The 15,479-nt window shown below is 31.6% G+C and carries 11 protein-coding genes and 1 pseudogene; 6 read left to right on the forward strand and 6 right to left on the reverse strand.

Going from position 1 to position 15,479, the window contains the following annotated elements:
• Positions 1–35: 35 nt before the first annotated feature.
• Genes E4O04_RS03275 through E4O04_RS03290 form a run of 4 tightly spaced genes read right to left on the reverse strand, consistent with a single transcriptional unit; the run spans position 36 to position 1,905 of the window.
• Positions 36–761, reverse strand: a complete 726-nt coding sequence (locus tag E4O04_RS03275; RefSeq protein ID WP_253707641.1) for a hypothetical protein — start codon at positions 759–761, stop codon at positions 36–38.
• Positions 762–764: 3 nt separating this feature from the next.
• Complete coding sequence (locus E4O04_RS03280; RefSeq protein WP_253707643.1) at positions 765–1,190, reverse strand: hypothetical protein; 426 nt, start codon at positions 1,188–1,190, stop codon at positions 765–767.
• A 27-nt stretch (positions 1,191–1,217) separates the two neighbouring features.
• Positions 1,218–1,709 carry a hypothetical protein gene (locus E4O04_RS03285; protein WP_253707645.1) on the reverse strand — a complete coding sequence of 164 codons (492 nt, stop codon included), beginning with the start codon at positions 1,707–1,709 and terminating at the stop codon, positions 1,218–1,220.
• On the reverse strand, positions 1,699–1,905 hold the full coding sequence (locus E4O04_RS03290; RefSeq protein ID WP_253707647.1) for a hypothetical protein: 207 nt from the start codon (positions 1,903–1,905) through the stop codon (positions 1,699–1,701). Before E4O04_RS03290 ends, E4O04_RS03285 begins: the two co-directional genes overlap by 11 nt.
• Positions 1,906–2,230: 325 nt before the next feature.
• Between E4O04_RS03290 and E4O04_RS03295 the strand changes: the two are divergent.
• Positions 2,231–2,788: pseudogene (locus E4O04_RS03295) on the forward strand (DUF3825 domain-containing protein); the annotation flags it as partial.
• Positions 2,789–2,985: 197 nt separating this feature from the next.
• Here the strand turns inward: E4O04_RS03295 and E4O04_RS03300 are convergent.
• Both E4O04_RS03300 and E4O04_RS03305 read right to left on the reverse strand, forming a co-directional pair.
• A complete protein-coding gene (locus E4O04_RS03300; RefSeq protein ID WP_253707649.1) occupies positions 2,986–3,726 on the reverse strand; it encodes a PilZ domain-containing protein in 741 nt (246 codons plus the stop codon).
• Positions 3,727–3,735: 9 nt separating this feature from the next.
• Entirely contained in the window at positions 3,736–4,155 is a 420-nt protein-coding gene (locus tag E4O04_RS03305; RefSeq protein ID WP_253707651.1) for a hypothetical protein, read from the reverse strand.
• A gap of 183 nt (positions 4,156–4,338) precedes the next feature.
• Between E4O04_RS03305 and E4O04_RS03310 the strand changes: the two genes are divergently transcribed.
• The 5 genes from E4O04_RS03310 to E4O04_RS03330 all read left to right on the forward strand — a co-directional run bounded on the left by E4O04_RS03310 (position 4,339) and on the right by E4O04_RS03330 (position 15,417).
• Complete coding sequence (locus tag E4O04_RS03310; RefSeq protein WP_253707653.1) at positions 4,339–4,983, forward strand: hypothetical protein; 645 nt, start codon at positions 4,339–4,341, stop codon at positions 4,981–4,983.
• 454 nt (positions 4,984–5,437) lie between these two features.
• Positions 5,438–12,274, forward strand: a complete 6,837-nt coding sequence (locus E4O04_RS03315) for a MuF-C-terminal domain-containing protein (protein ID WP_253707655.1) — start codon at positions 5,438–5,440, stop codon at positions 12,272–12,274.
• A 213-nt stretch (positions 12,275–12,487) separates the two neighbouring features.
• A complete protein-coding gene (locus tag E4O04_RS03320; RefSeq protein ID WP_253707657.1) occupies positions 12,488–13,291 on the forward strand; it encodes an ArdC-like ssDNA-binding domain-containing protein in 804 nt (267 codons plus the stop codon).
• Positions 13,292–13,364: 73 nt separating this feature from the next.
• The gene (locus tag E4O04_RS03325; protein ID WP_253707659.1) at positions 13,365–14,306 is read left to right on the forward strand and encodes a hypothetical protein; all 942 of its coding nucleotides are present in this window, start codon (positions 13,365–13,367) and stop codon (positions 14,304–14,306) included.
• Complete coding sequence (locus tag E4O04_RS03330) at positions 14,296–15,417, forward strand: JAB domain-containing protein (RefSeq protein WP_253707661.1); 1,122 nt, start codon at positions 14,296–14,298, stop codon at positions 15,415–15,417. Before E4O04_RS03325 ends, E4O04_RS03330 begins: the two co-directional genes overlap by 11 nt.
• Positions 15,418–15,479: the final 62 nt, after the last annotated feature.

Here is a 15,479-nt window from a genome sequence, read left to right on the forward strand (position 1 = left end):
TAAAGGCAGCATTTTTTTATGATTAAAAAATTTTATTAAGGGGCAATTCCGATTTCAACTCGTCCTTCTTGTTTTGCATAAGGATGAGTTACTTTGATAATAGGCGAAGTACTACCGTCTCTGCCAATTGCCGTAATTTTTATGTAATTTTTATTAGGTTCGATTTTAATAAAATCTTTTCCTTCAATTATAGTCCACTCAAATTTAGAATTATCTACTTCTAAGGAAGGAGATGTTTTTGTTTTTTTTATTTCAACCCGTAAGTCAAGACTATCGCCGTTGTTTATTGAATACCAAAAAGGACTTGCTTCAAAAGTATCATCTCCCACTATTACGAAAAAAATATCACCTTTTTCTTCTTCCGGAATAGTACCTGAATTTTCTTCTTTTGTAATATGTACTACTCTTTGTATATATGAAAGGGCTTCGGGATGATTTATTTTAATCATAGCATTTCCGATAAATGTCTTTTTTGCCGTAATTTTTACGGTATTTCCATTGGGTACAATATCAATAGCATCGGCACCTGTTACAATTGACCATTCAAATTTAGAGTTATCCACTGTTACGGGTTGATCATTCCCATCTGTTATTTTAGCCTTAACTTCTACAGTCTCTCCGACTTTTACGTTTATTATATCGGGATCAAGAGAAATATGCTTCGCTTTTGATGCCAAAGCTGATGCCAGATTTTTATCACAGCCCACAAATACAGTACTTATCAAAAGTACAGCCAATAATAATAAAATTACCTTTTTCATTCTTTATTCTCCTTGTTCAATATTTTTATTCTCAATATTTTTATTCTTTTTCTTAAATAATCCAATTATAAACTTCACAAGACTAATAATTGCATATCCTATAAGCCCTAAAAACATGCCTAATATATAGGGTATTGCAGTTATGCCCTTTTTAATAATTTCAATTATTAGTGCGATGGCAAGACATACTATAAATCCAATTAAAAGAACATCACCAAACCAATTGTCGTTTATTTTTAAAACTATGATTGCAATAATCCATATAATTCCTAAAAAACCACCAAACGAGATTCGTTTTTCATTTTCTTTTTTCGATACAAAAATTCTCTTAAAAAGCTTCTTTCTTTCCGCTTCTTTCTTTTTCTTTTCTTCTTCCAACCTATTATATTCTTGTTGCCGTTTGGCCTCTTCAAACGCATCATCACTCATTTTTTTCTCCTCTTATGATATTATACTTTAATCCTCAAAAATAAACCAGTCAGTTGGATTGATTTTTGGTGAAAATTCTATCATCCTTTTAAATGTTAAAATTTTTGTCTTACCTGTTTTTAGTTTATATATGGCTTGTTTGTCAATTTTTAAGTCTAAAAACTCATCTTTACTCAATTTTTCAAGCTTCTTAAAGCCGAGTGTGTTTTTTAGTTCTGCCTTTTCAATCGTTATTGTCTTTATTTTCTTTGTCTTAGGTTTTGCCTCATCGATGCTTGTAAACCATAATATAGGGTGCATTACCTCACAAAGTGCAAGGATTATATAATATCCGGGGGCTCTTTCTCCGGTTGCCATTCGGTAAACATCGCTATTCGGAATATTATGCTCTATACAGAAAGAACGTAAGGTTCTCGCCTTTATTCTATCAATCATAATTTGCTGTGCATAAGAGATGTTTTCTAAACCTTCCGACGGTACTATTTTTATAAGCTTTTCTATGTAATACTCATTTGCCATCTTTTCTAGGCCTTCCTTTACCACGGCGATTAAAGAATTTTTCAATATCGGATTCTGTATAAAGGTAGATTTTTCTTCTTCCATCTCCAATATATTTTACTCCGTTCTTTTCAGCCCAATTTGTAACATTACGCCTGTTTTCAGGCGGATTTTTCCTGTTACAAACTTCTTCTGTCGTATAATATCCGTCAATCATAGATATAATATACCACAGTAGAGCATTTTTGTCAATAACTTTTATCGGCTTTTTATGCTTCTGTGGTAAAAATATCGTGTTTTTGTCGAAAAAAGTGAAATTTTATTAAAAATTTGTAAAAAAAAGTATTGACACATAAGCAAAAAATCGGTAAACTTCAATTACAATATATTTTTGTTAAGTATTTTTTTTTATTTATAGCTTTGATGTAGGCTTGGATACATCATAAATAATATGATTTCATAATATAAGCCAGCCTTTTAGGCTGGCTTTTTTTTTGGAGTAAAAATATGTTTGAGTTATTTGATTTAACCAATTTGCATGTTTTAATACAGGTCTTGTAACATCAAATTATGAAAGAATTTTTGCTGTATTTGAAAAAAATAAATATCCCCGTGAAGATAAACTCAATCAACTTTTCTTTAAGAGCTTCAATAAGCAAAGTGATTATTCTTTATTAGGAGTTTTTGCTAATAATTTACCGGAAGCTGCAAACTATTTTAGCGACCCAAAAAATCTTATTTTTGATACTAAAATTCCCATTATAGCTGACATAGATCATATAATTGACGATAATTCTGATAGATTCCCTAAATATTTGGATAATATTGATTTAAGAAGACGACAACTTGAAGGTGCTGTTGAAGAAGTAAAAAAAAGAATTATAACAAACTATACTATAGCAATTCCGCAATATTATGATGGAAAAATTCAGCTGTTACTTCCGTTATGCTTAACTCCGGGCTCCCCCAATGCGGATTTAGCCCTTGTTCTTGATAGAATGGGGGAAGTATATAGAGCAAATACATGTTTAACAATACAGATGGCATATAATAATGCTAGGCTTATTGTAAAACCTTACAGTTCATGGTTACGCCCATAATTTAAAAACTTAAAAATCTCTTTAAAGTGTATGTAATGCTTGATATAAAATAAGGTAATCTATGATATAAAAATAAACAGGCTAAAAATAATAGTACAATTTTTATAATCTTGAAAGCAGGGCCTATAATACTGCCGGTTTTTCGACGTGAGCGGCTTGAGCTTGAATCCATGAAAGATATGATTATTCTGTTATCTTCACTGTCGTTCCTGTTGAAAAACATACCCTTTCTCCATTTTTTTCTCAAATTCCGATACTTTATTTATGAACCCTATGTTTACCGGCTCTTTTATTTTGCAGCCGATTATAAGTTTTCCGGTTTCTTTATCGGCAGAATGAACTCTTATAGGCTCCGTAATTAAAAAAAGACAAAGTACAGGATTGATAAACATAAGTTTTATTCCTAAAACGGATGATATAAGAGTTAAACTTTCAACTTCTCCGGTTTGAAATTTCGGATAATAAAAACTTATTCTTATACCGTGCATTGATACATCTTCAATTATACAATCATATTCAAATCCAGATATAACAACCTTCTGTTTTATATTATCCAATCCGAAAAGTCTATAATTTTCCCTGCTTACTTTTAACCGTAGACCTTGCCGTTTTTCTGCAGAACCGTACTTTTCCTTTAGTACATTAATTTTATATGAGATACTTAAAGGTAAAGGTTTTATAAAAAAGATTATATATTGCTTATATTTTTGATCAATTTTTTTTATTTTGCATGGTACTTTTATAAATTCATTATCTGTTTTTAATATTTCAAGATACGCCGATTTACTTGTAAAATTATTATCAAGCCCTATATATATTCTCCAACAATCATCATAAAATTGTACAGGTAAACAAACTACTTTTTTGTCAGTCGTTATGCTTATATATACCGCTTTTATCTCTATATATTCCAATATTTCTTTTGTAATAGTCAACATCTTTTACTCCTACAATAATCCATATTTTTTCATCAATAAGTTTAATTTAAATCGATTTAGCTTTTTTGAATCGGCTAAAATTCCCATTTCATAATAAAATTCTTTCGGAAAAAATAAATAATCTTCATTTGTAGTTTTTCTCAAATAATAAAAAGCATTTTTTGTAACATCAAAAACCTTTCCCATACCTCGAAAAATTATGCAGGCCGGCGTATCTGTACAAGGAAGTTGAATTTTATCGCCCACGCCCTTGGTATGTAAAATATAAAGCCTTCGATGGTTGGGATATGTGTAATATAAGACTAAAATGGCAGAGTCAGAAAAGCTTAAATATAAGTCTCCCCGGCTTGTGTTTTCCATATCAATCAAAGCCCCTTCTGCAAAAACTGAAAATCCGTCTCTCTCTTTAACCGGAATAAAAACTTTCATGATTTATATTGTATCATTTATTATATCATATTGTCAATATTGATAATATGATATAATTCGGATAAGATATATAATGCAAAAACAATGTAAATATTGACAATATAATAAAATTAAGGTAAGATACCTATGTGCAAAAACAATTCCTCTTTTTTTGCAAAAACACTATAAAGATGAGGTTCTGTTATGGGAAAATACGGTAGGGAAAATTATAGTTTTTATTCAAATCTGCTCGATGAAACCAAAGAAAATTTTAATCTTGACAATGAAGTAAAGCCGAATAAATGCTATATAAGCGTGCCTGAAAATATTATTTTGATGAAGCCTAATCAGGGGGAGATGGCTATTACAGCTTCTTTAGTAAACGGAGAAACTGAAGATAAGTATTCTTTTAATTTTTACGCAGATACTTACGATGTTGTTGAGCTTAATTTTTCTGCAAATGTCGCAAGTATTAAGCCTATTGGTCAAGGTCAAACTACAATCTATGTAACGCACCCTAAAGCAGCTTTTGAGCAGCAAATTATTGTAGAGGTTTCAGAATATACCCAATTCGAATTCGGAATAAAGTATTATAAATTAACCGAAGGAGATACAGGCTATGTTTCAATGAGAGTGCCGGTTACTTCCATTCCCTGCCATGTGGAATACGAATCTTTAAATACCAATCTCTGTACGATTGAAGGAACAAATACCACGGCGCAACTTACAGCTCTTGCTCCAGGGAACACCAAGATTAAGGCAAAGCTTGTTGCAACAAAATCAAATGTTGTTCAGGCAACCGCAGAAATGCTTATTAACATTGAAAAAGCAGCAAAATTGATGGAATGATTGAAATAGAATATGTACATGGTAATACAACAAAAAAATTAAAATTCCTGTAAAGTAATTTTTAATATTTAATAATATGACATCTGATCAAATATTTTAAGATCAGAGGTCATTGATTTAATGTTATTTTTTCTTATATATTTGTTTTGAAGGATTAGCATTTAGACTTCCTTAACCAAGTAAAACAGAAAATTTATATATAAAAATTGTATTATTTGAGTTTTTTTCTATTTTGACATCTAATATAATCGAAGCAGTCTTATCGGTACAAAGAAGCCGGACTTTATCTCCTACACCCTTGTTATGCAATATATAAAACCTTCTATGGTTGGGGTAGTTTATATTGAATTATATCATATTGTCAATATTGACAATATGATATAATTCAAGTAAGATATATATGCAAAAACAATTCTCCTTTTTTGCAAAAACACTATAAAGATGAGGTATTAGTATGGGAAAATACGATAGGGAAAATGATAATTTTTATTCAACTCTTTTGGACGAAATAAAAGAAAACTTTAATCTTGACAATGAAGGGGCTGAGACTGCCTTGCTTTTAATAAAGGAAAGAGCCTTATCTCTTGAACTGTCTTTACCTGAATATATGAGAACCTACCATCCTAACGGTTTTTCCGAGAAGGATAATTCTTTAAATGATGAGTATAAGGGGTATATCAGATTTATAGGGGAAGAGGCTTCTTCTATCATTAAAACAGGCAAAAATGCAGACTTTTCTACCTTTACACATGAAGTAGCCCACGGATTTAGGCGGCAGTTATCGGGAGAATTAAAAGAAATAGCAGAAAGGGCTTTTAAAGTAGAAAACGGTAATTGGTCTGAAATTCAAGAAGAATCCTTTGCCGTAGGCTTTGAAGAATATATAAGGCTTCGTTTAACCGAAAATGAAGAACTTGAAAAGGTTTTTGAAAAAGGAAGCCTTTATATGCAGAGAGTCTATAACGGCCTTGACCGTATAATAGAGCTTAATCCTGAAATCATTAAAGTATATGATCAAATGTTCACACACGGCCGATTCCAGTTTAATCAAGAGGAATTTGATAAAACTATTGATAAGATTGCAAATTTTAAAGATGAAACATCAAAATTTTCCTCTTCTCATGTATACCTTGGAATGACTCCGCCGATCTATCAGGAATTGGGTTTTGAGCGGCTGCCTGTGATGGCTACTGCATTTCACTTAAAAACGGCTATGATGAAAAGAGGGAATGATCCAAATATAAACTATCACGGTATTCCAGCTGAAATGATTAAACAAATACCCGAAGCCATCAAAAAACCTTTGATAATTATGCAATCTCAAAAAGAAAGTAAGAAAGAAGATATAATTGCAGTCATCGAATTAAAAGATAGAAAAGGCAGGCAAATCATTGTTCCTTTTTCTCCCAACAAAAAAGGTAACTTTAATGATATTGAAATAGATATAAATCTCGCGAAAAGTATCTACGGTAGAAATAATTTTAATAAGTTTGTACAAAATGCTTTTAAAGAAAATAGAATTTTATACTTAAACAAAAAAAGCCAAGATATTGTCCCCCCGCAGGTACAATACCCACGCAATTACAAATCTCAGCTTCTATATAATAATATAGCAGAATATCATAAAGCTGTCAAGGAAAAAAATCCCGATTTTAACATTTTATATCAAAAACAAGCTTATTATTCAGGCGGACAATTTGAATTTGACTTTTTAAATGATCCTGAAAAAAAGAAAGAACAGAAAGCGCAAGAAAAGCCTATTCAAGCTCAAAATAATGATAAGCTTTCTGTAAATACGGAGAATAAGCAAAACACCGGTATTCTTGTACAAACCGATAAAATAAAAATTTTAAACAATACCGAAATGGAACGGGTTCAAATCTTTTTTCCGGGTGCACCGAATGAAGAAATTAGGAACGATTTAAAATCACACGGTTGGAGGTGGTCGCCTCGTAATTTTTGCTGGCAGAGGCTTAATACCGAAAATGGTTTAAACGATGCAATGCGTGTCTTTGATAAATGGTATAAAGAAAAACCTTTACAAGAAGAATATGATACTTTGGTTAAACAGGTAGAAAAACAACATGAAGAGCTTATTAAGGATGCCGATTATTGGTTTCCGATCAATACAGATGATTACTTAAAAGAAGAAAACGAATGGAAGACTGTGTTTAAAAATACACCCCTTCAAATTGACCATTTACCATATAACACCTCCCGCACTCCCGAAGAATTCCTTAATGAAATTGCAAAATCCGGAAAATATACAGAGGAACAAATACAAAAAACAGAAGAGATTATCAAAGGGAATTCTATAACAGTAAGAATACTTGAACATAGAATTAAAGCCTCTCAAAATTTAAAAGAAAAACTTCCTAAATGGATTGAGGCTGCACAAAAAAGTATTCAAACAGGACAGCTATGGGAACATTACGGTGATGAGATAAAAAAAGTAAGAGATACTATAAATAATGAAAATATTAAAAATTTACAAGATCGTATTATATTAAACAAAATACGAATCATCAAAATGGATGATGTTATTTCTACTTTTGAAAATCAATTAAAAGAATATAATAAAATTATAGCAGAAAAAAACAATCAAAATGAAAAAGATTATAATGAAACTGAACAAAATAAGGAGAAGCAAAATGGAAAAAATAATCAGGGAGTACAAGACAGAGAAGGGAACCGTAATACGGGAAACGGAGGAGAACGGAATAAGGACGAGGGAAGAAATACCGGCTTGGATGATAGCGGACTTAAGCAGGGAAGAACAGAAGCTATTGGAAGAAGCGGCAATGAGTCTTCAAGAGGCGAAATTCCCGAAAGTTTGCAAGATGGGCAAACAGAACGCAGTCAAGTGGGCAATAGCCATGAACCGCAAAATGGGCAGGGAAATAACGAAACAGAATATCAAGTTCAGCCTAATCAACCTCGAAATGGACTTATAGATGATGATAAAAAAACTTTAAAAGAAGTAAAATCAATCCGTGAAATTTGCCTTAATCTTCTTAATTCTAAAGAGGATCATGAGTTTACACAGGAAGATAAAAAGCTCCTATCACAATATGAAGGCGGAGGAGGAACAGGAGAAGAAAATAGAAGTACATCAGGAGTGCTTTATGAGTTTTACACTCCCAATTCTGTCGTAAATAAGGTATGGGAACTTGTAGATAGTTATGCTCCAAATGCAAAAACAGTATTGGAACCATCCGGAGGCACCGGCCGCTTTATTCACGGAAGAGATAAAAATGAATGTACCTTAATCGAGCTTGATAAAACCTCATCACGTATTGCTTCTATATTGCATCCTAATGCAGAAGTTAAAAATCAAGCCTTTCAGGAGCTCTTTTTTAAAGACGGAGTTATCCATAAAGAAAATTATGAAGGTAAAAAATACGATCTTGTTATTGGTAATCCTCCTTACGGAGACTATACTGGTGTTTATAAGGGAAAAGGTGAAGGAAAAAAACACTCAAGATATGAGCAGTATTTTATAGAAAGAGGTCTTGATACCTTAAAAGAAAACGGTGTTTTAGCCTTTGTTCTTCCATCTTCTTTTTTAAGTAACGGAGAAAACGAAGGAAAGCGTCTTATCGCTTCAAAAGGCGAATTGATAGATGCTTGGAGGCTTCCTTCAGGAGTTTTTAATACTACGGATGTAGGTACCGATATTGTAATCATCAAAAAGGGACAGGGGAATATAAAGGACTTTTGCAGCGATACCTTCTTTTCCTTAAATCCTGATCATGTTTTAGGAGAAGAAAAGGAAGTATCGGACCGATTCGGAAAACCGGAAAAAAGGATAATTCCCTTTAACGAATATTCTACACAAGAAGCTCTTAATCTTATTGTACCTAAAAACATTTCTTTTACCGCAATAGAAAATATTAATGTTTCTAAAGCTAAAGAAAAAAACGAAAATCCAATAAAAAAAGAAAAGAATAATGAAGTTGAAGAAGTTGAAGAAGTTGAAAATAATGTATCTCAATCTTCCTTACTATCTGCCGATGAATTTGGTTTAAAATATGGAAAAGAAATAGATAAAAGAGAACTGCCTATCTGGAAACTTACCGATTATGAAGGAAAAATCAATGAATCGGCAATGACTAAAGAAGATATTGATTTTATCCGTAAAAATCCCAATTATGTAAAGATAGACTCATCTTCGTGGATGCATATAGTAAACTATACAAAAGGTAATATTTATGAGAAGCTGGATGAACTTGAAAAGGAAGCCCATAAGATAGATTTTCAAGTTTATTTAAAACGGAAGAAAATTCTTCAAAATGCAATTCCTGAAAAAATATCTTATGAAAAAATAAATATTCCTGTTCATTCTTCGATTGCTCAAGAGTTTATAGTCGAACGAAATCCTGATGGTACTTATGTAAACTTACAGGAAGGTTTTATTAAGTGGGCAACAGGAGAAAAAGAGCAGGCGCAAGCTCAAGCAAATAATCTTAAAAATTATACAACTACTTATTATATCGATTATGAATACTCTCCATTAAATAAAAATGATATGCCTGAAAATATAGGCTGGTATGATATTATAAGTTTTATTAACAAGGAGCCTGTAAGGGCTAGGGCCGCGGATGGGATAGAAGAAAAAAAAGCGGCTCAAATAGAAGCTCAAAAAAAGAGAAACACACGCCGTGATACGGCAGAACGCCTTTTTAACAGATATATTCAAGAAGGTGTACCTCCACATTTAAAAGATGAGCTTTGCGATATGTGGAATAGAAGGTTTAACGGGTATGTTAATCCGGATTATACTAAATTCCCTTTATTTGTTGAAGGTATGAATCGGTTTAAAAATGGTGAAGAATTTACTCTTTACGATCAGCAAATAAAAGGCGTTTCTTTTTTATCAAATAAAGGTAACGGTCTTTTGGCATATGATGTCGGAGTCGGAAAAACCGCTTGCGGTATAGTCTTTAATGCAAATCAAATACAGTCAGAAAGAGCAAAAAGGCCTTTAATATGTGTGCCTAAGTCGGTTTATTCAAAATGGGTAAAAGATATAAAAGAGTTGTTTCCGAATATAAAGGTAAACGAGCTAGGAAATTTCAGTAAAGATGTTTTAAAACCTTTTGCTGCCGATGATCATGGTCTTAATATCCCCGAAAAAAGTATTTCTGTTTGTACAATTGAAGCCTTGCAAAAAATTACTTTTATGCAAGAAACTATTGATAATGAAATAGCAGCAGACTTACTTGATGCCCGTTTAAACTTAACCGGAAACGCTCGAACCGACGCTCAAGACAAAGAAAGGGTATATGAAATATTGGGAGGGGCAACACAGGCAAAGGATGATGATTATGTCTTTTGGGAAAAAACCGGTTTTGATTCTATAACTGTGGATGAAGCTCATCGATTTAAGAATTTATTTACAGTTCCTAGAGCAGTTAAAGAAGATGAAAAGCAGACAGCAAATGAATTTGAAGGAATAGGTAGCGGTGTTCCTTCTAAAAGAGCGCAAAAGTTATTTGCAATCACTCAGCTCATTCAAAAAGAAAATGATGGAAGAAATGTATGTCTTCTTACAGCAACTCCCTTTACTAATTCACCTACGGAAGTTTATTCAATGCTTTCATATGTTGCCCGTCAAAAATTAAAAGATATGCATATTTATAATTTAAGTGCTTTTTTAACCGAATTTGCAGAAACTAAAACCGAATGGGTTGTAAAGCCTAAAGGAGATATTCAACCTAAACAGGTTATGAAAAACTTTAAGAATTTAAAGAGTTTGCAAAATCTTTTAACCGAGTATATAGATAAAGTAGATGCTGAAGAAGCTGGAGTTATAAGACCTAAAAAGATACCTCATGTTGTAGAGCTTAAGATGAATGATATTCAAAAGAAAATTATAGAGGCTGAAACGCAAAGAATCCAAAATGCTTCTAAAGATGATCCCGGAGCCGTTCTTGTTGCAATGAATAATATGCGTATGGCTCTTTTATCGCCGGCTTTGGTTAATCCGGTATATGATTTTGAGCTTCCTCCTCCTTCAAAAATTGTTGAAAGCTCTCCTAAACTTACCTTTGTATGTGATTCTATAATTGCTTCTTATAAAAAAGAACCTCAAGGAGGGCAGGTTATGTATATGCCTAGAGGTGTCACGGAATTTTCTCATGTGAAAAACTATCTCGTTTCTCATGGAATACCAAAAGATGCTATAGCTTTGGTAAGTTCTTCTACAACTAATGCTCAAAAAGATAAAATAACCGAAGATTTTAACGATAAAAATAAAAAGCTTAAAATAATAATCGGCAGTGAAACTATAAGCGAAGGGATTGACTTAAACGGAAATTCCTTTGCTCTTTATAATACTATGTTAGGTTGGAATCCCACGGAAAGTATTCAGGTTGAAGGCCGTATTTGGAGGCAGGGTAACGAACAAGGACATGTTCATATAGTATATCCTGTAATGTATGATTCTATTGATTCTCTTATGCTTCAAAAACATGATGAAAAGTCTTCCCGAATAAAGGATTTATGGAGTTACAAAGGAGATAAACTCAATGTTGAGCATATTCATCCTGAAGAATTAAAGTTTGATCTAATTAAGGATCCTATAAAAAAGGCTGATTTTCTAATCGAACAAAGAGTAAGTAGTTTTAAAAGGGATATATCAATTATAAATATGAAAATAAAATCTATAGATGAGATTATTGAAAAAAGAAAGGAATATAAAGAAGAGGCAGCTTATTATGAAGTGAGAAATGATAAGAAAAAATTAACCTTTTTTAAAAATAGATTAGCTTCTCTAGATAAAAAGTGTAAATCTTTTGGAATTACATCTGAAGCTGAGCAATATACAGTAATTGCAAAGCTAAATAAAGAAAAACAAGAATTGGATGTAAAAATTGATGTTATGAAAAATGAAAAAGACAACTTTATTAAAAAATTCATTGCTGAAGCTGAAAAAAGCCAAAAAACATTGCTGCCTATACCGGAAATAGTAAAGGATAATTGCAATAAAATTCTTAACGATTTATGCCCGATGGAAAAACTAAAAAAGCAATATAAAATAAAAAACAATCAATCCAATAAAGTTAAGAAAGTTCCGAATATAGGTCATTCTGTATTTAGGACAGATAAGGTTAGAACTGAAGCCGTGCCGCTTAAAACATATAAACAAGCTCCTTTTGAATTTATGGTTGCAGAAAAAAAATCTGATTTTTTTGGTGTAAAGTCATCTTCAAACACTAAAAAAGAGACCTTATTCTTAAACACAAAGGCTCCCGGTCATAAAAAAATAGAAAATTCAATAGAAAGGTAAAAAAAATCTGCAAGAAAGAGATTTAAGGAGTTTTCTTGCAGATAATTCAGATAATTTTTTTTATGTGTAGTAACATACTTAGTATAACAATTTATAAAAAATTTGTCAATATCTTATATACAATATTGACAAAAAGAAATAAAGAGCGTATACTAATTATAGTGATTGATAAAAATTCCTTTTATCAAAATATATCGCTTTAAGGAGAAAATTATGAGTGATTTAAATGAAAAAGTAGAAAGCAATTCTACACAAGTATTGGGAAAATCGGATCGTATTCCTGTAGAAAGGATTACAACCGATAAGTTTAAGCAGTTATTGGCTACCGATAACCTTCCTTTCTTACCAAACGAAAATGGATTTTGCAATGTAAAATCTGTTAAGACTACCGCAGGTTATGAGCTTCAAGGGGCAAATCAGCTTATTGCAAAAATGTATTTGCATGAAAGAGGTGTAGATAATGATAATATCTTAACCTTTAGACAAGCTCAAAAGGCAAAAACTTCTATTCGGGCCGGAGAAAAAGGTTTTTACCTTTCTTTCTATGATAAGGAGAAAAATAGTAACACGGTAACCCGTTATTTTGCTGAAAGTCAAACTTCCAATCCTGATGTTCTTCCCTATCAGTCGGTAAAGGCCGAGTCAAAAAAAGAAAAACATGTTCAACTCTCATCTGATGCACAAGATTATATCACTAATTATCTCAAATGTGTCAACGAAAACAGAGCTTTTACCGCCTCTCCCGAAGTTGCTGCTGAGTTTAAAGAAAACTTTGCAAAAGAACTTGAAAAATCTCCTATGCAGATTTTCAAAATGGGCGACAGAGCTGCAAAAGAAATCTTTATCGAAACAGACAAAGGTAAAGAATGGCTTAAAACCGAAAAAGGCCAGCAATGGCTTAATACTGAAAACGGTAAAGACTTCTTAAAAGCAAACCCTGATAAGGACATTAATAAGGGAAAAGAAGTGCAAAAATCGGTAAAACCTATCGAGCGCGCTATTGCAGTTGAAAGGTAAGGTTTATTTTTAAGGATGGACTTCATATTTTAATATGAGTCCATCCTTTTTATTACTTTATAAGGAGTAAGTTATGCCTAGTTTAATGGATGGATCAATTAAAACTGTATGGGAGCCTTATAAATATGGTTCTCCTGAAGATTATTATATTACTCAATTCAACTCTCTTTTACAGGAATGTTCAAGTAAGGATATTCTTCCTTTTTTTGACCATACAAAAAAAGATATTCCTGAAAATATGCTTAACCGAAGTATTATGAAAGATATAAATAAAGTTGCCGCCGAATTGCATTCTGCCTCTACAGGAGCAGGAGGGAATACTTATATATTCGGAAAGGATGCTTTAGAACTTAACTTGAGTCTTGATACAACAAAAAATATAAGACCGTTACTTGTATGCGCTGATGGTAAATATTCAAGTATTCAACCGATTTTGCATGAAATGAAAGTTGCAGAATCGGGTGCAAAAACAAAGTATCAATTCATGTATAATCTTGAACAATTTGATGAGCGAAGTCAAAAAATATTAAAAAAAGTAGCTAAAGAATATAATCAGGAAAAAGAAACAAATAAAATTAAAAATGAAATTCAAAAAGATGCTAAAGAATTTTATAAGGATAATTGTAAAAATCCTGATAATCGAAAGAAAATGACCAATCTTTTACAGCAAAATAGAGAAGAAAATAAAAATTTACTTTCTTCGTTTGAAGCTGTCATGATTCATAATTTGGCTCAAAAACATGGCGGGTTTGAACTAATAGGCGATAAATATATTAAGCCGGAAAATGAAATAGTCGCTAAAATGAAAATGCGTGAAGAAATTGACTCCAGTCTTAAGGCTATCGCCGATAATAAATTGAAACCGGATGCCTTAATGCGTTCTGTATTTAAAGGTCAGGAGACAGCTAACTTAATAATGAGTAAAGATGTTTCTTATGACCGTAGCCATGAAAAACACGAAACCATTAAGGCTAAAACTAATACTCATAAACTGGAGTATGGATATGGAAGATAAAAAACCTCGTTTCCAACATGTTTTTTCGGCAAAAATAAGAGAACCGCCTCCTTCGGTTGAAGAAGTTATAGGAGTAAAACTTGTCAATAATGATAATTGTTTTGATTCAGAATCTATAAAAAAATTAGGAGATGTTTTATCTATCTATCGTAATAAAAAAGAAGAGACATTTAGATACTTATTTTTAGATAAAGATTATAAAATAGTCGAACATATAGGAATTTGTTCCCATAGTCTAAATAGCTGTAAAGCTGCTCTTCAGCCAAATAAAAACTTTAAAAGGTTTCCATCAGAAGACCCTTTTTTAGATTTAATTTGTGAACATGTTAAAAAAAATGATTTGAAGATTATTTTAGCACATAATCATCCTTCCGGCAATGTCCAAGAAAGTTCAGAAGATATTTTTCTTACTTCAAAAATCGAGTTAAAAATAAATCAGCTTGGTGGTAAAAATAAGTTTTTAGGTCATATTATTTTAGATCATGGGAAATTTAATTTTTATACACCAAATAAAGGGTGGAATAATGAATATATTATTTTAACCAATAATATGAATATTAATGATAAAGATCCTTTAATAAAGAAAAATATAAAACCTTATTTTAATTATACTTTTAGTTCTCCGTATGAAATTACAATATTACATGATATTGCAAAAAAATTAGATGCCAAAGAAAATTGGAATTTTAAATCTTTTACTCCTTTTTTTTGTGTAAATAATGATAATAAACCTATTGCAGTAAAATTTATTGATAATGAAACAATATTTAATGCTTCACAAGATAAGAAAGCTTTTTTTGATCTAAGAAATTCTCTTACACAAACTGCAAAAAACTTTGGTATTAAAGGATTTATTCCTGTGGTGGTAAATGAAAAGACAACTATACCTATTGATAAAATTGCAAGAAAAGACATTTTTATGGATGTTGTAATTTTAAAAGATAATAATCCTGTTGCATGGAGTATTTCTGCTCAAAATACTGAAACTCATTATCCTCATTTTTTCTCTTTTCCGAGTATTGCAGATGTCGGTTTTGAACAATCTAAAAACTTTAAAAAAACTAATGCTTCTAAAGAAATAAAAAAGAATTTTTTCTATGTTGAAAGATAATTTTTTACATTTTAAAATTAACCACAAGCTACACAAGCTCCACAATCAGTACGGAGTTTTAG

It is taken from the genome of Treponema sp. OMZ 799 (assembly GCF_024181365.1).
Lineage (GTDB): Bacteria > Spirochaetota > Spirochaetia > Treponematales > Treponemataceae > Treponema_B.